Consider the following 25,327-nt stretch of genomic DNA (forward strand, 5'->3'; position numbering starts at 1 on the left):
GTTCAGAGGTTGTCGATGGCGGTCAGGTCGATGTCGATGGGGTAGGGCTTGTCGACCTTGACGCGGTCCCGGCAGGTGCCGATCGACTGGTACGTGCCTGTGACCTCCGACAACTCGAAGATCTCGACGGCGGGATGCCCTTCCGGCTCGGTCATCTCGACCAGCCAGTAATAGCGGATGCCCGCTGCCGCATACTTGTGCGTCTTCGTGAGCCGGTCGCGGGCCTCGGACTCCGGGGAGACGACCTCGATGGCGAGTACGACGTCCTTCCCCTCGAAGTACGTCTGCCTCAGCCCCTTCCTGGCCTCCGCCTTGATCACGGAGATGTCAGGCTCAGGCCCGTTACGCCTGTCCAGTACCACCGTCATCTCGCGTGCCACCTTCAGATCGGACGGTACGGTGCTGCGCAGGCCGGTCACCAGCAGGTCGATCGTGGCGGAGCGGAAGTAGCGCTGTGGGCTCACGAGGACCAGGCTCCCGTCGATCAGCTCGGTGTGCGGCGGGAGATCAGGCAGGGTGAGCAGGTCGTCGATGGTGTAGTCGTCCAGCGGGGGCATTCACCATCCCGACTGCTCATCAGGCTGGGCTGTCATGGTTCCTCCCATGGACAAGATCCTGGTGGCCTGCCCTCCACCGTAGCGGCCCCATCCCGATCACGTCATCACAAAGAGTGACAACCCCCTCGCGCCCCGCCCCACACCCCCGAAGCCCTACGCTAGAAGGCTGACCCACACGGTGGAGCCGCATGTCGATACCGCCCCGCGCACAGGAGTGAAATGGCCGTCAACCTGGTCAATGTCGAGAACGTCAGCAAGGTCTACGGCACCCGTGCCCTGCTGGACGGCGTCTCGCTCGGCGTGTCGGAAGGGGACCGGATCGGGGTCGTCGGACGCAACGGCGACGGGAAGACCACCCTCATCCGGATGCTCGCCAAGCTGGAGGAGGCGGACACCGGAAGGGTCACGCACTCCGGCGGGCTGCGGCTCGGCGTGCTCACCCAGCACGACTCCCTCGACCCCGCCGCCACCGTCCGCCACGAGGTGATCGGCGACATGGCCGACCACGAGTGGGCCGGCAACGCCAAGGTCCGGGACGTGCTGACCGGACTGTTCGGCGGGCTGGACCTGCCGGGCTTCCCCAAGGGGCTGGACACCGTCATCGGACCGCTCTCCGGCGGCGAGCGGCGCCGGATCGCGCTGGCCAAGCTGCTCATCGAGGAACAGGACCTGATCGTCCTGGACGAGCCCACCAACCACCTCGACGTCGAGGGCATCGCCTGGCTCGCCGAGCACCTGCGCAACCGTCGCTCGGCGCTGGTGTGCGTCACCCACGACCGCTGGTTCCTGGACCAGGTCTGCACCCGCATGTGGGACGTGCAGCGCGGTGACGTGTACGAGTACGAGGGCGGCTACTCGGACTACGTCTTCGCGCGCGCCGAACGCGAGCGGATCGCCGCCACCGAGGAGGCCAAGCGGCAGAACCTGATCCGCAAGGAGCTGGCCTGGCTGCGGCGGGGCGCGCCCGCGCGGACCTCCAAGCCGCGCTTCCGGGTGGAGGCCGCCAACGAGCTGATCGCGGACGTGCCGCCGCCCCGGGACAGCAGCGAGCTGATGAAGTTCGCCTCCTCCCGGCTCGGCAAGACGGTCTTCGACCTGGAGGACATCACCCTCCAGGCGGGGCCGAAGGTGCTGCTCAAGCACGTCACCTGGCAGCTCGGGCCGGGCGACCGCATCGGCCTGGTGGGCGTCAACGGCGCCGGGAAGACCTCGCTGCTGCGCGCCATGGCCGCCGCCGCCCGCACCGACGGAGAGGAGCAGCCCGCCGGGGGCCGGATCTCCGTCGGCAGGACCGTCAAGCTCGCCTACCTCTCCCAGGAGGTGGCCGAGCTCGACCCGGCCTGGCGGGTGCTGGAGGCCGTGCAGCAGGTCCGCGAGCGCGTCGACCTCGGCAAGGGGCGCGAGATGACGGCCGGGCAGCTGTGCGAGACGTTCGGCTTCGGCAAGGAGAAGCAGTGGACGCCGGTCGGGGACCTCTCCGGCGGTGAGCGGCGCCGGCTCCAGCTGCTGCGGCTGCTCATGGACGAGCCCAACGTCCTCTTCCTGGACGAGCCCACCAACGACCTGGACATCGAGACCCTGACCCAGCTGGAGGACGTCCTCGACGGCTGGCCCGGTTCGATGGTCGTCATCTCCCACGACCGGTTCTTCGTGGAGCGCACGACGGACCGGGTGTTCGCCCTGCTCGGCGACGGCACCCTGCGGATGCTGCCGCGCGGCATCGACGAGTACCTGGAGCGGCGCCGGCACATGGAGGAGGCGGTCGCCGAGCGCGGCGCCGCCGCGGCACCCAAGCCGGCCACGACCGAGAAGAGCGCCGCCGACCAGCGCGCCGCGAAGAAGGAACTCCAGAAGATCGAGCGCCAGTTGGACAAGATCTCCGAGAAGGAGACGAAGCTGCACGCGCAGATCGCCGACAACGCCACCGACTTCGCGAAGGTGGCCGAACTGGACGCGCAGCTGCGGGACCTGGCCGGGGAGCGCGAGGAACTGGAGCTGCGCTGGCTGGAACTGGCGGAGGACGCCTGATCCCCGGCCCGGCGTGCACGGGGGGCGCGTGCGCCGGGTGAAGGGGGCGTGAAGACGCGTAACAACGGCATCACGGGCCGGTCCTCCCTTGGGCACAGGGGAGGGCGCGGCCCGCTGTCCTGTCGGTTCCGGGTGATAGAAAGAGCCGTCTGAAAACCGTCTGAGCAACGGCCGTGGGCCGTCCGTCGCGTGCTTCGGGGCGTGGCTAGAAATCAGTGAACGAGGGGGAAGCGCGCTGATGACCCAGCCGCCCGACCAGCCGCCGCAGGGCGGATTCGGAACACCACAGGACCAGCCGCCGCGGCCGGACGGCTTCGGCGCCCCGCAACCCCCGCCCGCCCAGGGCGGCTTCGGCGCACCCCAGCAGCCCCCCGCCCCGCCCGGACAGCCCCAGCCCCAGCCCGGCTACGGCTACCCGCCCCAGCCGGGCCCCTACGGCGGTACCCCGGGCCCCTACGCCGGCACCCCGGGCCCCTACGCCGGCACCCCGGGCCCCTACGGCCAGCCGCAGCCGGGCCCCTACGGGTACCCGCAGCAGGCCCCGCCCCCGCCGGGCCCGTACGGCGCCCCGCAGCCCGCCTACGGCGCCCCGCAGCCGCCGCCGTACCCCGGCATACCCGGGGCCGCGCCCGGCGGGCCGGCTGCCAGGAAGAAGACGGCGCTGGTCATCGGGGCCGCGGTCGCCGCGCTGCTCGTCATAGGCGGCACGGTGTTCGCGGTCACCTCCGGAGGCGACGACAAGGGCGGCGGCAAGAAGCCCGTCGCCCACGGCAGCGACGGTCCCGTGCGCTCCGCCACCGCCTCGCCGACGGCCTCCGGCGGCGCGGACCCGGACCACCTCAACGACGGGCGCGGCCCGGGCGAGGCCAAGGTGCTCTGGTACGCGCCGGCGCCCGATGCCCCCGCGTCCGGCGCCGACGCGCCCGGCATGTGGGTCACCGGCGACACGGTGGTCAAGGCCGCGTACCAGCAGGTCTTCGCCTTCGGTGCCGCGGACGGCCACACCGCCTGGGGGCCGGTCGCCCTCCCGCAGAAGATCTGCGCGGTGACCCCGGTGAAGTCGGACGACGACAAGGTCGTCGTGGCCTACATGAGCGGGGCCGGCGAGCACGCCAAGTGCAACCGGCTCCAGCAGCTCGACCTGCGCACCGGCGCGAAGGGCTGGAGCGGCGAGGTCGCCGACGGCGGCCTGTTCGACAGCGCCCTCACCATCGAGCTGACGGTCAGCGGCAGGACGCTGATGGTGGGCCGTTCGCAGTCGGGCACGGCGTACGACATCGGCAGCGGCAAGAAGCTGTACGACAAGAAGCGGTACGGCGCGGCCTGCTTCCCGGCCGCCTACGCGGGCGGCACCGACCGGCTGATCCAGGTGTCCTCCTGCGGCGTCGGCGGCTCCGAGGAGCACGAGGAGCTGCAGGAGCTGGACCCGGCGAACGGGAAGGTGCGCTGGACGCAGAAGCTCAAGAAGGGCTGGGAGGTCAGCCGTACCTACTCGGTCGACCCGCTCGTGGTCTATCTGACCAACCGCGAGAAGAAGACCTGGAACATCTCCGCCTTCACCGCGAACGGAAAAATCCGGTCGCAGGTCGCGGTGGACGAGAAGTTCGCCCCCCGCTGCGGCTGGGCGATCCTGGAGCGCGAGCTGCAGGGGTGCCAGGGGGTCGCGGTCGACGCCGACACGCTGTACCTGCCCACCGACGCCACCGTCAGCGCCAACGAGATCGTCGCCGTCGGCCTCGCCGACGGCAAGGAGAAGTGGCGGGTGAAGTCCCCGGGCGACCGGCCGATGTACCCGGTGAAGACCGAGGGCGGCAGGCTCATCGCGTACGTGCAGCCGTCGTACGACAGCGGCGGCCAGGTGGTGGCGGTGCCGGCGGCCGGTTCCGCCCACCGGACGACCACGCTGCTGCACAACCCGCGCGGGGCCGCCGGCGTCGAGGGCGCCTTTTACGACGGTGTCCTCGACTGGTCCGGCGGGCGGCTGTTCGTCTCCGCGGGCCGGCTGTCCGGCGACGACGACTCCAAGGAGAAGCTGATCATGGCCTTCGGCGACTGAGCCGGAGCCGGATCCCGCCTTCCCCCGTTCCCTCCGCCGTCCGCCGTCCGCCGTCCGCCGTCCGCCCGCAGAGCGTCACCGAGGTACCCGTCGCCATGACCCAGCCGCCCCCGCCGCCCCCCAACCAGCCCCCGCAGCCGGGCTACGGCTACCCGCCGCCGCCCCCGGGCCCCGGCTACGGCCCACCCGGCGCCCCGCCCAACCCGTACGCCCAGCAGCCCCCGGCGTACGGCGCCCAGCAGCCGCCCGCCGGGTATGCCCCCCAGCCGCAGAATCCCTACGCCCAGCCCACCCAGCCGATGCAGGGGCCGCCGCCGGGCTACGGCTATCCGGGCCAGGGGCAGCCGCCGACCGCGCCGATGACGCCCGGGCCGGTGCCGGGCGGCGGCCGGCGGAACACCACCCTGTTCATCGTGGTGGCCGCGGTCGCCGCCATCGCGCTGATCGTCGGCGGCGGCGTCTGGTACGCCAAGTCCGCCGGGAACGACGGCCACTCCCACGACCCCGTCTCCTCCGCCGGCCAGACCGCCGGCCGGACCGGCTCCGCGGGCGGCGGCTCCGGGGGCGGCGGCTCCGGGGGCGGCGGCACGGGCGGCGGGGGCGGCAAGGAGAAGGCGCCGGACGATCCGGCCGCCAAGGTGCTCTTCAAGGTGCCGCTGCCCGAGACGGACGAGTCGGTCGTCACCTCCGGCTCCTGGCTGACGGACACGGTCTACGCCAAGAGCGGCATCGCGAAGATCGTCGGCTACGACCCGGCCAAGGGCACCGAGCTGTGGACGGTCAAGCTCCCCGGCCCGATCTGCGCGGCCAGCGACCACGTGAACGAGGACGGCCGGACGGCGGTCACCTTCCAGCCGAAGATGCCCCCGAAGGACTCCACCGCGGGGTGCAGCCAGGTCGCCGCGATCGACCTCACCGCCGGAAAGCGGCTGTGGACGAAGTCGATCAACTCCGGTGACTACCCGGTCACCTTCCAGAATGTGACGGTCGCCCAGCACACGGTCGCGGTCGGCAGCTCCGACGGCGGTGCCGCGTTCGACATCGACTCCGGCAAGGCGCTGTGGCAGCCGAAGGCGGCCGACACCTGCTCCGACGCGGGGTACGGCGGCGGCGCCCGGCTGGTCGCGGTCCGCAAGTGCGGCGCGTACGACAGCCGGAAGCTGCACATCCAGAGCATCGACCCGAAGACCGGCAAGGTGCTCTCCGAGTACCGGATGCCCGACGGCGTCGACTACGCGTCCGTCGTCTCCACCGACCCGCTGGTGGTCGCCGCGGACGTCGGTGACGCCGCCGGCGACGGAAGCGGCGTCTCGGACTACTTCTCCATCGACGGCCGCACCGGCAAGCTGCTCGCCCGCATCGCCGCGCCCGGCGACACCTACGGGGGCCGCTGCGACGGCATCACCCGGATCGAGGGCTGCAACCAGGTCGTCGCCGGCAACGGCAGGCTGTACCTGATGACCGAGCCGCACGACGGGCGGGCCGAGTACAGCAGGACGAACGAGATCGTCGCCTTCGACCTCGGGACCGGCAAGCCGACCGGGCAGCGCGCCGAGGCCGGCGACGGCTACACGATCTCCCCGCTGCGCATGGACGGCGGCAACCTGCTGGCCTACAAGGCGCCGCCGTACGACAAGGGCGGCCAGGTCGTCAGCGTCGACGGCGGTACGTTCGAGGCGACCAAGCTGCTGGAGAACCCGGCCGAGCGCAGCGTGCACACGGCGGAGACCAGCCTGCTGCCCGAGTACGCCGAGCTGCTCTTCGGCAAGGGCCGCCTGTACATGTCGGCCCAGTTCGCCCACAAGCGCAACCGGACCTACGACCAGGAGTACCTGGTGATGGCGTTCGGCACGGCCGGCTGACCGGCCGCCGACGCCGTCGCCGGACTCGCCCGAAGGAGTGAACTGCCGTGTGGTGCCCCGGATTTCATCGATCCGGGGCACTTCTCACCGGGAGGGGCAGCGCGACGTCGAACAAGCGTGTAGCTTCCGGGGGCATGAAGCGCGGGGGTGCGGTGGGGACTGGGGGGTTGCTCAATGGGAGTGCGGCTCGTGGTCGTCGACGACCATCGCCTGCTCGCGGAGGCGCTGGCGTCGGCGCTCAAGCTGCGCGGGCACCGGGTGGTCGCCGCGACGGCACCGTCCGCGGGCGCGGCGGACCTGGTGATCGCGCGGGCGCCCGAGGTGTGCCTGCTGGGCACGGCGGCCCCGGCCGAGCCGGGCGTCTTCGACCCGGTGGTCAAGATCAAGCGGGAGCGCCCGCAGGTGGCGGTGGTGGTGCTGGGCCCGGTGCCGTCGCCGCGCGGCATCGCGGCGGCCTTCGCGTCGGGCGCGTCGGGGTACGTCCGGCACGACGAGCGGATCGAGGGCGTGGAGCGGGCCATGATGAAGGCCCGCGCCGGGGAGGCGGCCGTGGCCCCGCAGCTGCTCCAGGGCGCGTTCGGCGAGCTGCTGAACCCGGCCGCGCAGCCCGATGACGAGGCCCAGCGGCTGCTGGAGATGCTGACCCCGCGCGAGGTGGAGGTCCTGGTCCGGGTCGCCGACGGTGAGGACACCCGGCTGATCGCGGCGGGCATGGGCATCGCCCCCAGCACGGCCCGTACCCATGTCCAACGGGTCCTGATGAAACTGGGCGTGGGCTCGAGACTGGAGGCGGCGGCCCTGGCCGCGCGGACGGGATTACTGGAACGGGCGGGCCCGCGCGGGAACATGGGCCTGGGGTAGACGGGCTGTCAGGCGGCACCGCGGAAGCCGACGGGACCGCGATTCCCCAAGGGCGCGGGGAACTGCGCGACCAGTCCCCCGCTCACCCGCAGCCGGCGTACGGCCTCAGGCCTCCCGGCGCTCCTCCGCCTGCTCCTCCGCCGGAGGCACCGGCCGCAGCTTCAGCCACACCAGGAAGAAGATCCCCAGCAGCAGCATGCCGATCCCGGTCCACAGGTTGATGTTGACGCCCTCGGCCTTGTCGATCGCGGCCTGGGAGTCGGTGATCCCGGTGACCGTGACGATGACGCCGTAGACCACGAACAGGCCGCCGATGATGCGGCGCAGGTCGAAGATGCGGGCCGCCGTGGCGGACTTGGTCTCCAGCTCGGAGACCTCCCGCTGGACGTCGTGCTCGGTGTAGTGCGGCGGACGGTGCTCAGGACGCTCGGTCATGGTTTCCTCGATCCTCCCGCGTCAGAACGAGAACGGGACGTAGCAGGCGGCGGCCAGGACGACCGCGCCCCAGCCCAGCAGGGCCGGCTTGCGGTACCAGGCGTCGTCGCCCTCGGCGGGCGGTTCGGACATGCCCGGGGACCGGGTGCCGTAGACCAGGCCCTGGAGCTCCTCCACCGGCTTCGGCCTGGTGAACAGGGACACCGCGATCATCACGACCGCGCCGGCGATGAAGCCCGCGATGGCGGAGACGAAGTTGGCGCCCTGGTCGGAGGGGATGGAGATGACGCCCTGCTTGTAGAAGACGAAGTAGTTGACCATCGCCGCGGTGGTGCCGGCGAGCAGGCCCCAGAAGCCGGACCTGGCGGAGGCGCGCTTCCAGAACATGCCGACGATGAAGACGACGAACATCGGCACGTTGAAGAAGGAGAACAGCGTCTGGAGGTAGCTCATGATGTTCGAGAACGAGGACGCCAGGAAGGCCGTGCCGACGGAGGCGCAGACGCCGATCACGGTGATCAGCCGGCCGAACCGCACGTAGTAGCCGTCCTCGCGGCCCGGCACCACGTACTTCGCCCAGATGTCGGTGGTGAACACCGTGTTGAACGAGGACACGTTCGCCGCCATGCCCGCCATGAAGGCCGCCAGCAGACCGGTGACGGCGATGCCGAGCACGCCGTTGGGCAGCAGTTCCTGCATCAGGTAGGGGATGGCGTCGTTGTACTGGAGCCCGGACTTCTTGCTGCCGATGTCCGGTACGAGCGCGGCGGCGACCAGGCCCGGGATCATCACCAGGAAGACGATGAAGATCTTCGGGAAGGCGGCGATGAGCGGGGTGCGCTGCCCGGCGGAGAGGTTCTTCGCGGACAGGGCGCGCTGCACCTCGGCGAAGTTGGTGGTCCAGTAGCCGAACGAGAGCACGAAGCCGAGGCCGAGGACGATGGTGAGCCAGTTGGCGCCGAGCGGGTTGGCGTGCCCGATGCCGGTGCCGCCCCAGGCCGTGGTGAAGTCGGCGCCGTGCTGCGCGGTGAGCTTGTCGGTCAGGCCGCCCCAGCCGCCGGTCTTCTTCAGGCCGAGCACGGTGATGGGGATGAGCGCGGCGAGGATCACGAAGAACTGCAGCACCTCGTTGTAGATCGCCGAGGACAGGCCGCCCAGGGTGATGTACGCGAGCACGAAGGCGCCGGCGACGACGATGGCGACCCACTGCGGCCAGCCGAGCAGGGCCTCGACGACGAGCGCGAGGGCGTAGAGGTTGACGCCCGCGATGAGGACCGCGGCGAACGCGAAGAGAATCGAGCTGAGCAGGTGGGCGGCCTTGTCGAAGCGCAGCAGGAGGAACTCCGGGACCGAGCGGACCTTGCTGCCGTAGTAGAAGGGCATCATCACCAGGCCGAGGAAGACCATGGCGGGGATGGCGCCGACCCAGTACCAGTGGACGGTGTAGGCGCCGTACTGGGCGCTGTTGGCGGCCATGCCGAGGATCTCGGTGGCCGCCAGGTTCGCCGAGATGAAGGCGAGGCCGGTGATCCAGGCGGGCAGCGAGCGTCCGGAGAGGAAGAAGTCGAGGCTGGTCCTGACCGAGCGGCGGGCGGCGAGGCCGATCCCGAGGACGACGACGAAGTAGATCGCCAGGATCGTGTAGTCCAGCCAGTTGGTGGGGAGCCGTAGCTCCGCCGCCAGATACGTGGGGGCGTATGTGGGGGTTTGCATGAGCACTCGCTTCGTTGCGCGAACTGATCCAAGCGGAACCTACGCCGCCATGTTCGATATTTGAACACTTTGCCTGGTGTTCTTTGTTTGATTGTGATCGAGCGGAGTCGTTGTCGAGTTGTGGTCTGTTATGTTTGATTGTGTTGAGTGAGGGAGTTGGGGACGTGGAGGAGTCCGGCGTGAAGAAGACCTCGACCCGGCTGGCCGACGGTCGTGAGCTGATCTACTACGACCTTCGGGACGACACCGTGCGCGACGCGGTGGACCGGCGCCCGCTGGACCGTACGGTCACCACGTCCGAGATCCGGCGCGACCCGCTGCTCGGCGACAGCGTCGCCGTCGCCTCGCACCGCCAGGGCCGCACCTACCACCCGCCGGCCGACGAGTGCCCCCTGTGCCCGACGCACGGCGACCGGCTCAGCGAGATCCCGGACTCCTCGTACGACGTCGTCGTCTTCGAGAACCGCTTCCCCTCGCTCGCCGGTGACTCCGGCCGCTGCGAGGTCGTCTGCTTCACCTCGGACCACGACGCCTCCTTCGCCGGCCTCACCCCCGAGCAGGCCCGCCTGGTGCTGGACGCGTGGACGGACCGCACCTCGGAGCTGTCCCAGCTGCCCTCCGTCGAGCAGGTGTTCTGCTTCGAGAACCGCGGAGCCGAGATCGGCGTGACCCTGGGCCACCCGCACGGGCAGATCTACGCCTACCCCTTCACCACCCCGCGCACCGCGCTGATGCTCCGCTCGCTCGCCGCCCACAAGGAGGCCACCGGCGGGGAGAACCTGTTCGACGCGGTCGTGGAGGGTGAACTGGCCGGGGAGCGGGTCGTCCTTGAGGGTGAACACTGGGTCGCCTTCGTGCCCTACGCGGCCCACTGGCCGTACGAGGTCCACCTGTACCCGAGGCGCCGGGTGCCCGACCTGCTCGCGCTGGACGAGGCCGCGCGCACAGAGTTTCCCCAGGTGTATCTGGAACTGTTGAAGCGGTTCGACCGGATCTTCGGCGATGGTGAGCCTCCGACGCCGTACATCGCGGCCTGGCACCAGGCCCCGTTCGGGACGCTGGAGGAGTTCGACGGCGTGACGCGCGACGACTTCGCGCTCCACCTCGAGCTTTTCACCATCCGCCGTACTTCCGGCAAGCTGAAGTTTCTCGCGGGTTCCGAGTCCGGCATGAGCGTGTTCATCAACGACGTGCCGCCGGAGCGCGCGGCCGAGCGACTGCGAGAGGTAGCGAGTTCATGAAGTACCTGGTGACGGGTGGCGCCGGATACGTCGGCAGTGTCGTGGCCCAGCACCTGCTGGAGGCCGGGCACGAGGTCACCGTCCTCGACAACCTCTCCACCGGCTTCCGCGCGGGCGTGCCCGCCGGTGCCGCCTTCGTCGAGGGCGACATCCGCGACGCCGCCAAGTGGCTCGACCCCTCCTTCGACGGCGTGCTGCACTTCGCGGCGTTCTCGCAGGTCGGCGAGTCGGTCCTGAAGCCGGAGAAGTACTGGGACAACAACGTCGGCGGCACCATCGCGCTGCTCGCCGCGATGCGCGAGGCCGGCGTGCGCAGGCTGGTGTTCTCCTCCACCGCCGCCACCTACGGCGAGCCCGAGCAGACCCCCATCCGGGAGACCGCCCCGACGCGGCCCACCAGCCCCTACGGAGCCTCCAAGCTCGCCGTCGACCACATGATCACCGGCGAGGCGGGCGCCCACGGCCTGGCCGCGGTCTCGCTGCGCTACTTCAACGTGGCCGGCGCCTACGGCGCGTACGGCGAGCGCCACGACCCCGAGTCGCACCTGATCCCGCTGGTCCTCCAGGTCGCCCAGGGCCGCCGCGAGGCCATCTCGGTCTACGGCGACGACTACCCGACCCCCGACGGCACCTGCGTCCGCGACTACATCCACGTGGCGGACCTCGCCGAGGCCCACCTGCTGGCCCTCGGCGCGGCCGCCCCCGGCGAGCACCTGATCTGCAACCTCGGCAACGGCAACGGCTTCTCCGTCCGCGAGGTCATCGAGACCGTCCGCGAGGTCACCGGCCACCCGGTCCCCGAGGTCGCCGCCCCGCGCCGGGGCGGCGATCCGGCGGTCCTGGTCGCCGCCGCGGACACCGCCCGCGAGAAGCTGGGCTGGAACCCGACCCGCGCGGACCTCGCGGGCATCGTCGCGGACGCCTGGGAGTTCGCGCAGAGCATCACAAGGGAGCACTAGTGGGGGCACAGCAGGTCGCGGACCGCTTCGCCGAGCTGTACGGCGCCGGGCCGGAGGGCGTCTGGGCGGCGCCGGGCCGGGTCAACCTGATCGGCGAGCACACCGACTACAACGACGGCTTCGTCATGCCGTTCGCCCTGCCGCACCAGGCGGTCGCGGCCGTCTCCCGCCGCACCGACGGCGTGCTGCGCCTGCACTCGGCGGACATCGGGGACTCGGTCGCCGAGCTGCGCGTGGACGACCTCGCGCCCGGCGGCGACCACGACTGGACGGCCTATCCGGCGGGCGTGGTCTGGGCGCTGCGCGAGGCCGGCCACGCGATCACCGGCGCCGACGTCCACCTGGCCTCCACGGTCCCCACGGGCGCGGGCCTGTCCTCCTCCGCCGCCCTGGAGGTCGTGATCGCGCTCGCCCTCGACGACCTGTACGGCCTGGGCCTGAGGCGCTGGCAGCTGGCCCGGCTGTGCCAGCGCGCCGAGAACGTCTACGTCGGCGCGCCCACCGGCATCATGGACCAGACGGCGTCGGCCTGCTGCGAGGCCGGCCACGCGCTGTTCCTGGACACCCGCGACCTGTCCCAGCGGCAGATCCCCTTCGACCTCGCGGCCGGGGGCCTGCGGCTGCTGGTGGTGGACACCCAGGTCAAGCACGCCCACAGCGGCGGCGAGTACGGCAAGCGCCGGGCCGGCTGCGAGAAGGGCGCGGCCCTGCTCGGTGTCGACGCCCTGCGCGACATCCCGTACGACGGCCTGGACGCGGCCCTCGCCCGCCTCGGCGACGAGGAGGTCGTCCCCCTGGTCCGCCATGTCGTGACGGAGAACGAGCGGGTCGAACGCACGGTCGCCCTGCTGCGGGCCGGCGACCCCCGCGCCATCGGCCCGGTCCTCACCGAGGGCCACGCCTCGCTGCGCGACGACTTCCGCATCTCCTGCCCGGAACTGGACCTGGTGGTCGACACCGCCCTGGCCGGCGGCGCCCTGGGCGCCCGGATGACCGGCGGCGGCTTCGGCGGCTCGGCGATCGTCCTGGCGGAGGCGACGGACGTGGAGACCCTGACGAAGGCCGTCGAAGAGGCCTTCGCGGCCGCCGGGTTCACGGCCCCCCGCGTCTTCGAGGCGGTCCCGTCGGCGGGCGCCCGGCGGCTCGCCTGAGCTGCCGTCAGCCCAGGCGTTTGGTCAGGGTGTACTCCGTGATCCCCGGCGGGTAGTCGGGGATCACGCACACCACGTCGTAGCCCTGTCTGCGGTAGAAGCCGGGGGCCTGGAAGTCCCAGGTCTCCAGGCGGGCGGAGGTGCAGCCGCGGGCGGTGGCCAGGCGCTCCGCCTCGGCGAGGAGGCGGGAGCCGAGGCCCGCGCCGCGGTGCCGGGTGTCCACCCACAGGTAGGTGACGTGCAGCCAGGCCGTCCAGGTGTGGCCGACCAGGCCGCCCGCCAGGTCGCCGGCGGCGTCCAGCGCCCACACGTGCAGCGGGGCCTCGCGCTCGCCGGGGGTGCCGCGCAGCGCGGCCAGCACCGGGGACGCCGTTGTGTTGGTGTCCCGCAGCCGCGAGCGGAGCAGATCACGTCGTGCCTTGTCGACTTCCGTCTCGATACGAAACATGCGGCACACCATAAACGTGCCGGACGGCCAGTTCTGCAAATCTCCTTCCGCTGCGTGCCTGCATCCGTACTCTGAGGGACAGCACCGGTGGGGGCCGGTGCCGCTCAGGGGGCGAGACGCGCGGGTTCGGCGCCCGCGGTGGGGCAGCAGTCTCCGCGACGGCGGCGGCCGTGCGGCGCGTTGTCCCCGACCGTGGGCGCCGTACCCGCACCCCGTCGTCGTTCCCCGGACGTTTTCCGGGTATTTCCGAAAACCTGCCTGTTCCGGAGTCTTCCGGACCTTGGACATCCCCTGCTCCACGCGGAGCCCGGGGAAGGGGGTTACGTGGTTCGTATCCGAGTCCTGGTCGTCGACGACCACCGGATCTTCGCCGAGTCGCTGGCCGCCGCCCTGGCCGCCGAGCCGGACGTCGACGTCTTCGCCGCCGGCAGCGGCCCGGCCGCGCTGCGCTGCCTGGAACGGGCGGCAGGCGAGGGGCGCCGTTACGACGTGCTGCTGGTCGACGCCGACCTGGGCGGCCCCCCGCCCGGCGCCCGCCCGGCCGTACCGGTGCGGGACGGCAACGAGGAGGGCCTGGTCGACGGCATCTCCCTGGTCGCCGGGGTGCGCACCGCCCAGCCCGGCGTCCGCAGCGTCGTCCTCGCCGAGAAGGACGACCCGCGCCGCGCGGCCCTCGCCCTCCAGGCCGGCGCCTCCGGCTGGGTCGCCAAGGACTGCTCGCTGTCCCGGCTGCTGACGGTGATACGGGGCGTGCTGCGCGACGAGACGCATCTGCCGCCCGCGCTGCTCACCGGGGTGCTGAAGGAGCTGACGGCGGCCCGCCGGCACCGCACCGAGAGCGAGCGGCTGGTGGAGTCCCTCACCCCCAGGGAGCGGGAGGTGCTGCGCTGCATGGTCGCCGGGCTGGGCCGCAAGGCCGTCGCCGAGCGGCTGTTCCTCTCCCCGCACACCGTCCGCACCCATATGCAGAACGTCCTCGGCAAGCTGGGCGTCCACTCCACGCTGGCGGCCGTGGCGCTCGCCCGGCGGGCCGGGGTGGGGCCGGTGGACCTAGCCGGGGATGTTGTCGAACGGGGCGGTCAGCTGGCGTAGCAGCCCGGCCAGTTCCGCCCGCTGGGCGCGGGACAGCTCGGCGAGGATCGCCCGCTCCTGCTCCAGCAGGCCCGCCAGCGCCTGGTCCGCGCGGTCCCGGCCCTCGTCGGTCAGCCGGACCAGCACGCCCCGCCGGTCGCTGGGGTCCGGCAACCGCTCCACCAGGCCCTTCTTCGCCAGCCGGTCGATGCGGTTGGTCATCGTGCCCGAGGTGACCAGGGTCTGCGTCAGCAACTGGCCGGGGGAGAGCTGGTACGGCGTGCCCGCGCGCCGCAGCGCGGTCAGCACGTCGAACTCCCAGGGCTCCAGCTGGTGCTCGGAGAAGGCGAGCCGGCGCGCGCGGTCCAGGTGCCGGGCGAGCCGGCTCACCCGGCTCAGTACTTCCAGCGGCTCCACGTCGAGGTCCGGGCGCTCCCGGCGCCACGCTGCGACCAGCCGATCGACCTCGTCCTCCATGGAGATCAGTGTAGTGGTTGTGTCGACGTGAAGTCTCTTGATATCGACTCTCTTGACGTCGAGAGAAATGAGGGGGGAAGGTGGAGCGCATGACCACACCCCGCTGGGACCCCGCCCAGTACCTGCGCCACGCCGGCCACCGCGCCCGCGCCTTCACCGATCTCCTCGCCCGCGTCCCGGACCCGCCCCGCGACCGGCCCCGCGTCGCCGACCTCGGCTGCGGCCCCGGCAACGTCACCGCCCTGCTCGCCGCACGCCTGCCCACCGCCCGCATCACCGGCTACGACAACTCCCCGGAGATGCTCGACCGGGCCCGCACCGACCACGAGGGGCCGACGGCGGGCGGCGGCCGGCTGGACTTCGCCCACGCCGACGTGCGCACCTGGTCGCCCGGGGAGCCGTACGACCTGATCGTCTCCAACGCCACCCTGCAGTGGGTGCCGGGCCACGCCGGCCGGTTCGCCGACTGGACCGCCGCCCTGGCACCCGGCGGCACCTTCGCCTTCCAGGTCCCCGACAACCTCGACGCCCCGCTGCACGTCCTGCTGCGCGAACTCGCCGCCGCCCCCCGCTGGCGCTCCCGCCTCGCCGGCCTGCCGCGCGCCACCGACTCCGTGCACACCCCCGGGTTCTACCTGGACCGCCTCGCCCGGCTGGGCTGCGCGGCCGACGTGTGGCAGACCACGTACCAGCACGTCCTCACGGGCGAGGACCCGGTGCTCGACTGGGTGAAGGGCACCGGGCTGCGGCCGGTGCTGACCGCGCTCGCCGACGATCCCGGGGCACGCGAGGCGTTCCTCGCCGAGTACCGGGACCTGCTGCGCACCGCCTACCCGAGCGCCCCCTACGGCACGGTCCTGCCGTTCCGCCGCCTGTTCGCGGTCGCGGTGAAACCGGCGCCGTGAAGCGCCCTACGCCTTCCGGTGCCCTATCAACCGCGGCTTCGGCTCCAGCCCGTCCAGGCCGTGCCACGCCAGGTTCACCAGATGCGCCGCCACCTCCGCCTTCTTCGGCCGGCGCACATCCAGCCACCACTGCCCGGTCAGCGCCACCATCCCCACCAGCGCCTGGGCGTACAGCGGGGCGAGCTTCGGATCGAAGCCCCGCGACTTGAACTCCCGGCCCAGAATGTCCTCCACCTGGGTCGCGATGTCCGAGATCAGCGACGCGAAGGACCCCGTGGACTGAGGGATGGGCGAGTCCCGGACCAGGATGCGGAACCCGTCCGTGTACTCCTCGATGTAGTCCAGCAGCGCGAACGCCGCCTGCTCGCACAGCTCACGCGGATGACCGGCGGTCAGCGAGCTGGTGACCATGTCCAGCAGGCGGCGCATCTCCCGGTCCACCACCACCGCGTACAGCCCCTCCTTCCCGCCGAAGTGCTCGTACACCACCGGCTTGGACACCCCGGCCTTCGCCGCGATCTCCTCCACCGACGTGCCCTCGAAGCCCTTCGCCGCGAAAAGGGTGCGACCGATCTCCAGCAGCTGCTGGCGGCGCTCGGCACCGGTCATACGGGTCCGGCGGGTCCGCCGCTGCTTGTCGTTGCCTGGAGTGCTGCTGGAGTCGGTCGCCACGGCGTCAATCATGCCGCCTCGGCGGGCTCCCTCCGGCGCCGGGAGCCGCCTTCCTCGGTGTTCCGCCGGGAATCGATACGCGAGCGTGACGGCCAGCGCACGTCATACGCCCAGCCCAGCCGCTCGAACCAGCGGATGAACCGCGCCGAGGAGTCCAGCTGCCCGCGCATCACCCCGTGCCGCGCCGAGGTCGGGTCGGCGTGGTGCAGGTTGTGCCACGACTCGCCGCACGACAGGATCGCCAGCCACCACACATTGCCCGAACGGTCCCGCGACTTGAACGGCCGCTTGCCCACCGCGTGACAGATCGAGTTGATCGACCACGTCACATGGTGCAACAGCGCCACCCGGACGAGTGAACCCCAGAAGAACGCGGTGAACGCGCCCCACCACGACATCGTCGCCAGCCCGCCGATCAGCGGCGGCAGCAGCAGCGAGACCAGCGTCCACAGCACGAACTGCCGGGAGATCGCCCGCATCGCCGGGTCCTTGATCAGATCCGGGGCGTACTTGTCCTGCGGGGTCTGCTCCTCGTCGAACATCCAGCCGATGTGCGCCCACCACAGGCCCTTCATCAGCGCCGGAACCGTCTCCCCGAACCGCCACGGAGAGTGCGGGTCGCCCTCGGCGTCGGAGAACTTGTGATGCTTGCGGTGATCGGCCACCCACCGCACCAGCGGTCCCTCCACCGCCATCGACCCCATGATCGCCAGCGCGATCCGCAGCGGCCGCTTCGCCTTGAACGAACCATGGGTGAAGTACCGGTGGAAACCGATCGTGATGCCGTGGCACCCGAGGAAGTAGAAGAACACCAGCAGGCCCAGATCGAGCCAGCTCACCCCCCATCCCCAGGCCAGCGGCACCGCCGCCAGCAGCGCCAGGAACGGCACGGTGATGAAGAGCAGCAGCGTGATCTGTTCGATCGAACGCTTCTGCTCACCGCCCAGCGTGGCGGAAGGAGCGGGTGTGTCGGTGGCCTCGCGGGCCTCGTCGATCACATCGGAGCTTGAGGTCATACGCGTCCCCTGTGGGGTCGAGGGTCGAGTCGGGATGCCGGGGGCCGCCGGGACCGGACGGGACTCGACGGTACTTCCCTACGGTTCCGTAACCTACGGCATCGTAAGTATGGCAGCGCGTCACGCGGCGGCAAGAGCCCCAGAGCCTGCGCGTCCACATCGCCACCTATCCTTGGAACCGGTCGGACAGCGCGGTCCGCTGAAGTTTCCTTCCCGGACGCCCCGGCCCGTATGCGGCGCCCCGCCGCGTGGAGGCCGGCCGGGTTCCCCGCCAGCCGAGCTTCAACACTGCAAGGAGCCGCAACCCGTGAGCAGTGCCGACGACCAGACCACCACAACCAGCAGCGAGCTGCGCGCCGACATCCGCCGGCTGGGCGACCTGCTGGGCGAGACCCTCGTCCGGCAGGAGGGCCCCGAACTCCTCGAACTGGTCGAGAAGGTCCGCCGCCTCACCCGAGAGGACGGCGAAGCCGCCGCCGAGCTGCTGCGCGGCACCGAACTGGAGACCGCGGCCAAGCTGGTCCGCGCCTTCTCCACCTACTTCCACCTCGCCAACGTCACCGAACAGGTGCACCGCGGCCGCGAGCTGCGCGCCCGCCGCGCCGCCGAGGGCGGCCTGCTCTCCCGCACCGCCGACCGGCTCAAGGACGCCGACCCCGAGCACCTGCGCCAGACCGTGCAGAACCTCAACGTCCGCCCGGTCTTCACCGCCCACCCCACCGAGGCCGCCCGCCGCTCCGTCCTCAACAAGCTGCGGCGCATCGCGGCCCTCCTGGACACCCCCGTCCTCGACAGCGACCGCCGCCGCCACGACGTCCGCCTCGCCGAGAACATCGACCTCGTCTGGCAGACCGACGAGCTGCGCGTCGTACGCCCCGAACCCGCCGACGAGGCCCGCAACGCCATCTACTACCTGGACGAACTGCACGCCGGCGCCGTCGGCGACGTCCTGGAGGACCTCACCGCCGAACTCGAGCGCGTCGGCGTCAAGCTCCCCGACGACACCCGCCCGCTCACCTTCGGCACCTGGATCGGCGGCGACCGCGACGGCAACCCCAACGTCACCCCCCAGGTCACCTGGGACATCCTCATCCTCCAGCACGAGCACGGCATCAACGACGCCCTCGAGACCATCGACGAACTGCGCGGCCTGCTCTCCAACTCCATCCGCTACGCCGGAGCCACCCAGGAACTGCTCGACTCCCTCCAGCAGGACCTGGAACTGCTCCCCGAGATCAGCCCCCGCTACAAGCGCCTGAACGCCGAGGAGCCCTACCGGCTCAAGGCCACCTGCGTCCGGCAGAAGCTGGTCAACACCAAGCGGCGCCTCGCCAAGGGCACCCCGCACGAGGACGGCCGCGACTACCTCGGCACCGGCGAGCTGCTGAAGGACCTCCGGATCATCCAGGCCTCCCTGCGCGAACACCGCGGCGGCCTGTTCGCCGACGGCCGCCTGGCCCGCACCATCCGCACCCTGGCCGCCTTCGGCCTCCAGCTCGCCACCATGGACGTCCGCGAACACGCCGACGCCCACCACCACGCCCTCGGCCAGCTTTTCGACCGCCTCGGCGAGGAGTCCTGGCGCTACGCCGACATGCCCCGCGAGTACCGGGCCAAGCTCCTCGCCAAGGAACTCCGCTCCAGAAGGCCGCTCGCCCCGAGCCCGGCCCCCGTCGACGCCGCCGGGGAGAAGACCCTCGGCGTCTTCCAGACGGTCAGGAAGGCCCTGGAGGTCTTCGGCCCCGAGGTCATCGAGTCCTACATCATCTCCATGTGCCAGGGCGCCGACGACGTCTTCGCCGCCGCCGTCCTCGCCCGCGAGGCCGGCCTGATCGACCTGCACGCCGGCTGGGCCCGGATCGGCATCGTCCCGCTGCTGGAGACCACCGACGAGCTGAAGGCCGCCGACACCATCCTGGAGGACATGCTCTCCGACCCGTCCTACCGGCGCCTGGTCGCGCTGCGGGGCGACGTCCAGGAGGTCATGCTCGGCTACTCCGACTCCTCCAAGTTCGGCGGCATCACCACCAGCCAGTGGGAGATCCACCGCGCCCAGCGCCGGCTGCGCGACGTCGCCCACCGCTACGGCGTCCGGCTGCGCCTCTTCCACGGCCGCGGCGGCACCGTCGGCCGCGGCGGCGGCCCCTCCCACGACGCCATCCTCGCCCAGCCCTGGGGCACCCTGGAGGGCGAGATCAAGGTCACCGAGCAGGGCGAGGTCATCTCCGACAAGTACCTCATCCCCTCCCTCGCCCGGGAGAACCTGGAGCTGACCGTCGCGGCCACCCTCCAGGCCTCCGCCCTGCACACCGCCCCCCGCCAGTCCGACGAGGCCCTCGCCCGCTGGGACGCGGCCATGGACGTCGTCTCCGACGCCGCCCACGCCGCCTACCGCCGCCTGGTCGAGGACCCGGACCTGCCGACGTACTTCCTCGCGTCGACGCCGGTCGACCAGCTCGCCGACCTCCACCTGGGCTCCCGGCCCTCCCGCCGCCCCGGCTCCGGCGTCTCGCTCGACGGCCTGCGCGCCATCCCCTGGGTGTTCGGCTGGACCCAGTCCCGGCAGATCGTCCCCGGCTGGTTCGGCGTCGGCTCCGGCCTGAAGGCCCTGCGCGAGGCCGGCCTGGACACCGTCCTCGCCGAGATGCACCAGGAGTGGCACTTCTTCCGCAACTTCATCTCCAACGTCGAGATGACCCTCGCCAAGACGGACCTGCGGATCGCCCAGCACTACGTCGACACCCTCGTCCCCGACCAGCTCAAGCACGTCTTCGACACCATCAAGGCCGAGCACGAGCTGACCGTCGCCGAGGTCCTGAAGGTCACCGGCGAGAAGGAACTGCTGGACGCCCAGCCCGTCCTCAAGCAGACCTTCGCCATCCGCGACGCCTACCTGGATCCCATCTCCTACCTCCAGGTGGCCCTGCTCAAGCGCCAGCGCGACGCGGTCGCGGCCGGCGTCGACCCCGACCCGCTGCTCTCCCGCGCTCTGCTCCTCACCGTCAACGGCGTGGCGGCGGGCCTGCGCAACACCGGCTGATCACCGTCCGGTCACCGGCCGGTCATCTGCGGAAAAAGGGTGCCCCCGAGGTCGTACGACCCCGGGGGCACCCCCCTTCTGTCCCGGTCCGGCTCACTGCACCGCCACGAACGCCGCCGTCAGCAGCCCCACACCGGCCAGCCCCAGCACCCACGCCGCCCGCGCCAGCCGCATCCCGCCCGCGACCACCACCGACGCCAGCAACAGCGCCCCGCCCAGCGGCAGCCAGGCCAGCAGGATCCCCGCCGGACCCGACCGCACCGCCTCACCGGTACCGGGCTTGAGCACCACGTCGTACGCCGTCCCCGTACGCACCGCCACGGACCGGTCCAGCTCCACCCGCGCCCGGGCCCGTCCCCCCGCCGACGCCGGGGTGAACGGCCCCGTACAGACGTCCCCGGCACACCGCGCCACCCTCATCGTGCCGGCCTCACGCCCCTTCGCGAACATCACATGCTGTGCGGTCCCCCAGGAACCCCACACCCCGGCGGACAGGATCAGCGCGGCGAGCGCACCCATCACGGCGACCCGGCCGAACCGCAACGCGGCCCCGGACGCCTCACGAGCGGTACTGGCGGTGGCAGGCATGGCCGGGATCATTGGCCATACCCCTACGACCGGTCAACTCCCGTGGGCGGCCCGGACGGACATGTCACCAGTTGTACGACACCCCGCCCGCCGAACACCCGCCCTCACGAGTTGTACGCGCTCTGCGCCCGCTCCAGCCCCTCCGCCACCAGAGCCTCCACCGCGTCCGCCGCACGGTCCACGAAGTAGTCCAGCTCCTTGCGCTCCGCCGACGAGAAGTCCTTCAGCACGAAATCGGCCACCTGCATCCGCCCCGGCGGCCGCCCGATCCCGAACCGCACCCGGTGGTAATCCGGCCCCATCGCCTTCGTCATCGACTTCAGACCGTTGTGCCCGTTGTCCCCGCCGCCCAGCTTCAGCCGCAGCGTGCCGTAATCGATGTCCAGCTCGTCATGGACCGCCACGATGTTCCCCACCGGAACCTTGTAGAAATCCCGCAACGCGTTCACCGGACCACCGGACAGGTTCATGAACGACATCGGCTTCGCCAGGATCACCCGACGGCTCGCCGGCCCCGCGGGACCGATCCGGCCCTCCAGCACCTGCGCCTGCGCCTTGCCCGCCCGCTTGAACTTCCCCCCGATCCGCTCCGCGAGCAGGTCCGCCACCATGAAACCGACGTTGTGCCGGTTCATCGCGTACTCCGGCCCCGGATTGCCGAGCCCGACGATCATCCAGGGGGCACTGGCGGGAGTGGTCACGTCCATCTCTCCTTGCATACGCGCCAGCCGCTGCCCCCCACGGGAACAGCGGCTGACGAAACGACGACTACGAGGATCAGGCCTCGGCGGCCTCTTCGCCCTCGCCGGCCTCGCCCGCGGTCTCCTCGGCCTGCGCGGCCAGGACCTGGAGGACGACCGCGTCCTCCTCGACGGCCAGCGTGGTGCCGGCCGGCAGGGGGATGTCCTTGGCGAGGATGGAGGCGCCGGCCTCCAGGCCCTCGATGGAGACGGTGACCGACTCCGGAATGTGCGTGGCCTCGGTCTCGACCGGCAGCGCGTTCAGAACGTGCTCCAGCAGGTTGCCGCCGGGCGCCAGCTCACCCTCGGTGTGCACGAAGATGTCGACGTTGACCTTCTCGCCCCGCTTGACCAGCAGCAGGTCCACGTGCTCCAGGAAGCCCTTCAGCGGGTCACGCTGCACGGCCTTCGGAATCGCCAGCTCGTTGGTCTTGCCGTCGATGTCCAGCGAGATCAGGACGTTCGGCGTACGCAGCGCCAGCAGCAGCTCGTGACCCGGCAGGGTCAGGTGCACCGGCTCGGTGCCGTGGCCGTACAGCACGACCGGCACCTTGTTCTCACGGCGGATACGACGGGCCGCACCCTTGCCGAACTCGGTACGCGACTCGGCGGCGAGCTTCACCTCGGACATAACAATCACTCCTCGCAGGAACTAGGAACGGACGTGGTCACCCGGCCACGAACGGCCTGCTACGAAGAGCGCGTCGATAACGGACCGCCGTATTCGCAGACGCGAGTACGGCCTCCCTCGCCGAGCAACTCCAGCAGTCTACTCGGAGAGGGAGGCCGCACCCAAAAGGATCAACCGCTAGCCCGCGCCACGGACCAGCAGAAACCTCACTGCTCGTCGAACAGGCTCGTCACCGAACCATCCTCGAACACCTCACGCACCGCACTCGCGATCGTCGGAGCGATCGACAGCACCGTGATCTTGTCCAGATCCCGGCCCAGCTCCGCCGGCGTCGGCAGCGTGTTCGTGAACACGAACTCACTCACCCGCGAGTTCTTCAGCCGGTCCGCCGCCGGACCCGACAGCACACCGTGCGTCGCCGTCACGATGACATCCTCCGCACCGTGCGCGAACAGCGCGTCCGCCGCCGCACAGATCGTGCCGCCCGTGTCGATCATGTCGTCCACCAGCACACACACGCGACCCTTGACCTCGCCCACGACCTCGTGGACCGTCACCTGGTTCGCCACGTCCTTGTCACGGCGCTTGTGCACGATCGCCAGCGGCGCACCGAGCCGGTCGCACCACCGGTCCGCCACCCGCACCCGGCCCGCGTCCGGAGACACCACCGTCAGCTTGTTCCGGTCCACCTTCCGGCCCACGTAGTCCGCCAGCAGCGGCAACGCGAACAGGTGATCCACCGGACCGTCGAAGAAGCCCTGGATCTGGTCCGTGTGCAGATCCACCGTCAGAATCCGGTCGGCACCCGCCGTCTTCATCAGATCCGCGATCAGACGCGCCGAGATCGGTTCACGACCCCGGTGCTTCTTGTCCTGCCGCGCGTAACCGTAGAACGGCACGATGACGGTGATCGACCGCGCCGAAGCCCGCTTCAGCGCATCGATCATGATCAGCTGCTCCATGATCCACTGATTGATCGGAGCCGTGTGGCTCTGGATCACGAAGCAGTCCGCACCACGCGCCGACTCCTGGTAACGGACGTAGATCTCACCGTTCGCGAAGTCGAAGGCCTTCGTCGGGACGACCCCGACACCCAGCTGCTGGGCGACCTCCTCGGCAAGCTCGGGGTGGGCGCGGCCGGAGAAGAACATCAACTTCTTCTCGCCGGTCGTCTTGATCCCGGTCACAGCACAGTCTCCTCAGAGGTTGTCTCAGCCAGCCGGCTGCTCTGCGACCTCTCGGCTGGGCAGGAGAGGCCGAATCAGCTGGTAAGGGTGCGGGGTGCACATGTGCGGATGTGCACTTATCACGGTACGCCGACTTTGACGCACACGTTTCCGGTCAGTCCTCGCTCTCGCCCCGCCGGGACACCGCCTCGGCCGCCTTCGCCGCCGCGCTCCCCGGCCGCTTCCGGGCCACCCAGCCCTCGATATTCCGCTGCTGACCACGGGCCACGGCCAGCGAACCCGGCGGTACGTCCTTCGTGATCACCGACCCGGCGGCGGTGTAGGCACCGTCCCCGACCGTGACAGGAGCCACAAACATGTTGTCCGAACCGGTCCGGCAGTGCGACCCGATCGTCGTGTGATGCTTGTCCTGCCCGTCATAGTTCACGAACACGCTCGCCGCGCCGATGTTCGTGTACTCCCCGATCGTCGCGTCCCCGACATACGACAGGTGAGGCACCTTCGTGCCCTCCCCGACCGACGCGTTCTTCGTCTCCACGTACGTCCCGATCTTGGCCTTCGCACCCAGCCGGGTACCGGGCCGCAGATACGCGTACGGACCCACGGACGCCCCCGCGCCGATCCGGGCCCCGTCGGACACCGTGTTGTCCACCCGGGCGCCCGCGCCCACGTGCGTGTCCTTCAGCCGGCTGTTCGGCCCGACCTCGGCCCCCTCGCCCAGATGCGTCGACCCGGTCAGCTGCACACCCGGCTGCACCACCGCGTCCCGCTCGAACGTCACGGTCACATCCACCCAGGTCGTGGCCGGGTCGACCACCGTCACCCCGTCCAGCATCGCCCGCGTCAGCAGCCGGTCGTTCAGGATGCGGCGCGCCTCGGCCAGCTGCACCCGGTTGTTGATGCCCGCGATCTCCCGGTGATCCTCCGCGATGGACGCGCCCACCCGGTGCCCCGCGTCCCGCAGGATCCCGAGCACGTCCGTCAGGTACTCCTCGCCCTGGCTGTTGTCCGTCCGCACCTTCTTCAGCGCGTCCGCCAGCAGCTGCCCGTCGAACGCGAACACACCGCTGTTGATCTCCCGGATCGACCGCTGGGCGTCGGTCGCGTCCTTGTGCTCCACGATCGCGGTGACGGCGCCCGTCGCCTCGTCCCGCACGATCCGGCCGTAACCGGTGGCGTCCGGCACCTCGGCGGTCAGCACGGTCACGGCGTTGCCGTCCGCGTGGTGCGTCTCGGTGAGCCGTCGCAGCGTCTCGGCGGTCAGCAGCGGGGTGTCGCCGCACACGACCACGACGGTGCCGTCCACGGCGCCGCCCAGTTCCTCCAGGCCCATCCGCACGGCGTGCCCGGTGCCGTTCTGCTCCGCCTGTACGGCGGTCCGGGTCTCCGGGTCGATCGCGGCGAGGTGGGCGGTGACCTGCTCACGGGCGTGGCCGACCACGACGACGAGGTTCTCGGGGGTCAGCGCGCGGGCGGCGGCCAGGACATGGCCGACGAGGGAGCGGCCGCAGATCTCGTGCAGGACCTTCGGTGTGGCCGACTTCATACGGGTGCCCTCACCCGCTGCGAGAACGACGACGGCTGCCGGGCGGATGGCACTCACGGGGTTGCCCTTCGGCTGGGGTGGGTGGGGTGACAGCCGCAGGATACCGGGGGGTGGGGCGGGGGGTATGGGGGCGGGCCCTGACG

22 protein-coding genes are annotated in these 25,327 nt (G+C 71.1%); 10 read left to right on the top strand and 12 right to left on the bottom strand.

Going from position 1 to position 25,327, the window contains the following annotated elements; all coding sequences use genetic code 11:
* Nucleotides 1-2: 2 nt before the first annotated feature.
* Entirely contained in the window at nt 3-557 is a 555-nt protein-coding gene (locus tag AB0E62_RS08225) for a Uma2 family endonuclease (RefSeq protein ID WP_362189848.1), read from the bottom strand.
* 219 nt (nt 558-776) lie between these two features.
* Between AB0E62_RS08225 and AB0E62_RS08230 the strand changes: the two genes are divergently transcribed.
* The 4 genes from AB0E62_RS08230 (at nt 777) to AB0E62_RS08245 (ending at nt 7,364) form a co-directional block, all read left to right on the top strand.
* A complete protein-coding gene (locus AB0E62_RS08230; protein WP_362189851.1) occupies nt 777-2,585 on the top strand; it encodes an ABC-F family ATP-binding cassette domain-containing protein in 1,809 nt (602 codons plus the stop codon).
* Nucleotides 2,586-2,823: 238 nt separating this feature from the next.
* Nucleotides 2,824-4,641 (top strand): PQQ-binding-like beta-propeller repeat protein, encoded by a 1,818-nt coding sequence (locus AB0E62_RS08235; protein WP_362189853.1) that lies wholly within the window; start codon nt 2,824-2,826, stop codon nt 4,639-4,641.
* Between the two features lie 95 nt (nt 4,642-4,736).
* Nucleotides 4,737-6,503, top strand: coding sequence for a PQQ-binding-like beta-propeller repeat protein (locus AB0E62_RS08240; RefSeq protein WP_362189856.1), 1,767 nt, complete (start codon nt 4,737-4,739; stop codon nt 6,501-6,503).
* A gap of 174 nt (nt 6,504-6,677) precedes the next feature.
* Nucleotides 6,678-7,364 carry a LuxR C-terminal-related transcriptional regulator gene (locus AB0E62_RS08245; RefSeq protein ID WP_362189859.1) on the top strand — a complete coding sequence of 229 codons (687 nt, stop codon included), beginning with the start codon at nt 6,678-6,680 and terminating at the stop codon, nt 7,362-7,364.
* A gap of 105 nt (nt 7,365-7,469) precedes the next feature.
* Here the strand turns inward: AB0E62_RS08245 and AB0E62_RS08250 are convergent, their stop codons facing one another.
* Entirely contained in the window at nt 7,470-7,799 is a 330-nt protein-coding gene (locus AB0E62_RS08250) for a hypothetical protein (protein ID WP_362189861.1), read from the bottom strand.
* 21 nt (nt 7,800-7,820) lie between these two features.
* Entirely contained in the window at nt 7,821-9,512 is a 1,692-nt protein-coding gene (locus AB0E62_RS08255) for a sodium:solute symporter family protein (RefSeq protein WP_362189864.1), read from the bottom strand.
* Between the two features lie 179 nt (nt 9,513-9,691).
* Here AB0E62_RS08255 and galT point away from each other — a divergent pair, with 179 nt between their 5' ends.
* From galT to galK, 3 genes are read left to right on the top strand one after another with little or no spacing between them, the layout of a single operon-like run.
* A complete protein-coding gene (gene galT / locus AB0E62_RS08260; protein ID WP_362189867.1) occupies nt 9,692-10,753 on the top strand; it encodes a galactose-1-phosphate uridylyltransferase in 1,062 nt (353 codons plus the stop codon).
* Complete coding sequence (galE, locus tag AB0E62_RS08265) at nt 10,750-11,712, top strand: UDP-glucose 4-epimerase GalE (RefSeq protein ID WP_362189870.1); 963 nt, start codon at nt 10,750-10,752, stop codon at nt 11,710-11,712. The genes galT and galE overlap by 4 nt, the downstream gene beginning before the upstream one ends.
* Complete coding sequence (gene galK, locus AB0E62_RS08270; RefSeq protein WP_362189873.1) at nt 11,712-12,863, top strand: galactokinase; 1,152 nt, start codon at nt 11,712-11,714, stop codon at nt 12,861-12,863. Before galE ends, galK begins: the two co-directional genes overlap by 1 nt.
* A 7-nt stretch (nt 12,864-12,870) precedes the next feature.
* Here the strand turns inward: galK and AB0E62_RS08275 are convergent, their stop codons facing one another.
* Complete coding sequence (locus AB0E62_RS08275) at nt 12,871-13,323, bottom strand: GNAT family N-acetyltransferase (RefSeq protein WP_362190141.1); 453 nt, start codon at nt 13,321-13,323, stop codon at nt 12,871-12,873.
* Nucleotides 13,324-13,635: 312 nt separating this feature from the next.
* Between AB0E62_RS08275 and AB0E62_RS08280 the strand changes: the two genes are divergently transcribed.
* Nucleotides 13,636-14,403, top strand: a complete 768-nt coding sequence (locus AB0E62_RS08280; RefSeq protein WP_362189876.1) for a response regulator transcription factor — start codon at nt 13,636-13,638, stop codon at nt 14,401-14,403.
* Here AB0E62_RS08280 and tamR read toward each other — a convergent pair.
* Complete coding sequence (tamR, locus tag AB0E62_RS08285; RefSeq protein ID WP_030616064.1) at nt 14,362-14,859, bottom strand: MarR family transcriptional regulator TamR; 498 nt, start codon at nt 14,857-14,859, stop codon at nt 14,362-14,364. The two genes, AB0E62_RS08280 and tamR, sit on opposite strands and share 42 nt — an antisense overlap.
* Before the next feature lie 89 nt (nt 14,860-14,948).
* Between tamR and AB0E62_RS08290 the strand changes: the two genes are divergently transcribed.
* Nucleotides 14,949-15,764, top strand: a complete 816-nt coding sequence (locus AB0E62_RS08290; protein ID WP_362189880.1) for a trans-aconitate 2-methyltransferase — start codon at nt 14,949-14,951, stop codon at nt 15,762-15,764.
* A 6-nt stretch (nt 15,765-15,770) separates the two neighbouring features.
* Here AB0E62_RS08290 and AB0E62_RS08295 read toward each other — a convergent pair whose 3' ends face one another.
* Both AB0E62_RS08295 and AB0E62_RS08300 read right to left on the bottom strand, forming a co-directional pair.
* A complete protein-coding gene (locus AB0E62_RS08295) occupies nt 15,771-16,448 on the bottom strand; it encodes a TetR/AcrR family transcriptional regulator (protein ID WP_362189883.1) in 678 nt (225 codons plus the stop codon).
* A complete protein-coding gene (locus AB0E62_RS08300) occupies nt 16,445-17,452 on the bottom strand; it encodes an acyl-CoA desaturase (RefSeq protein ID WP_362189885.1) in 1,008 nt (335 codons plus the stop codon). The genes AB0E62_RS08295 and AB0E62_RS08300 overlap by 4 nt, the downstream gene beginning before the upstream one ends.
* A 307-nt stretch (nt 17,453-17,759) precedes the next feature.
* On the opposite strand from AB0E62_RS08300, the gene ppc reads away from it, so the two are divergent.
* Complete coding sequence (gene ppc, locus AB0E62_RS08305; RefSeq protein ID WP_362189887.1) at nt 17,760-20,492, top strand: phosphoenolpyruvate carboxylase; 2,733 nt, start codon at nt 17,760-17,762, stop codon at nt 20,490-20,492.
* 93 nt (nt 20,493-20,585) lie between these two features.
* Here the strand turns inward: ppc and AB0E62_RS08310 are convergent, their stop codons facing one another.
* The 5 genes from AB0E62_RS08310 to glmU all read right to left on the bottom strand — a co-directional run bounded on the left by AB0E62_RS08310 (nt 20,586) and on the right by glmU (nt 25,241).
* Nucleotides 20,586-21,092: a hypothetical protein gene (locus AB0E62_RS08310; protein WP_362189889.1), complete on the bottom strand. Its 507-nt coding sequence runs from the start codon at nt 21,090-21,092 to the stop codon at nt 20,586-20,588.
* Nucleotides 21,093-21,184: 92 nt separating this feature from the next.
* Nucleotides 21,185-21,787, bottom strand: coding sequence for an aminoacyl-tRNA hydrolase (pth, locus tag AB0E62_RS08315; protein ID WP_362189891.1), 603 nt, complete (start codon nt 21,785-21,787; stop codon nt 21,185-21,187).
* 70 nt (nt 21,788-21,857) lie between these two features.
* Nucleotides 21,858-22,451 (bottom strand): 50S ribosomal protein L25/general stress protein Ctc, encoded by a 594-nt coding sequence (locus AB0E62_RS08320; RefSeq protein ID WP_362189894.1) that lies wholly within the window; start codon nt 22,449-22,451, stop codon nt 21,858-21,860.
* 206 nt (nt 22,452-22,657) lie between these two features.
* A complete protein-coding gene (locus tag AB0E62_RS08325) occupies nt 22,658-23,638 on the bottom strand; it encodes a ribose-phosphate diphosphokinase (protein WP_362189897.1) in 981 nt (326 codons plus the stop codon).
* 154 nt (nt 23,639-23,792) lie between these two features.
* Nucleotides 23,793-25,241, bottom strand: coding sequence for a bifunctional UDP-N-acetylglucosamine diphosphorylase/glucosamine-1-phosphate N-acetyltransferase GlmU (gene glmU, locus AB0E62_RS08330; protein ID WP_362189900.1), 1,449 nt, complete (start codon nt 25,239-25,241; stop codon nt 23,793-23,795).
* Nucleotides 25,242-25,327: the final 86 nt, after the last annotated feature.

It is taken from the genome of Streptomyces sp. NPDC038707 (assembly GCF_040636485.1).
Classification (GTDB): domain Bacteria; phylum Actinomycetota; class Actinomycetes; order Streptomycetales; family Streptomycetaceae; genus Streptomyces.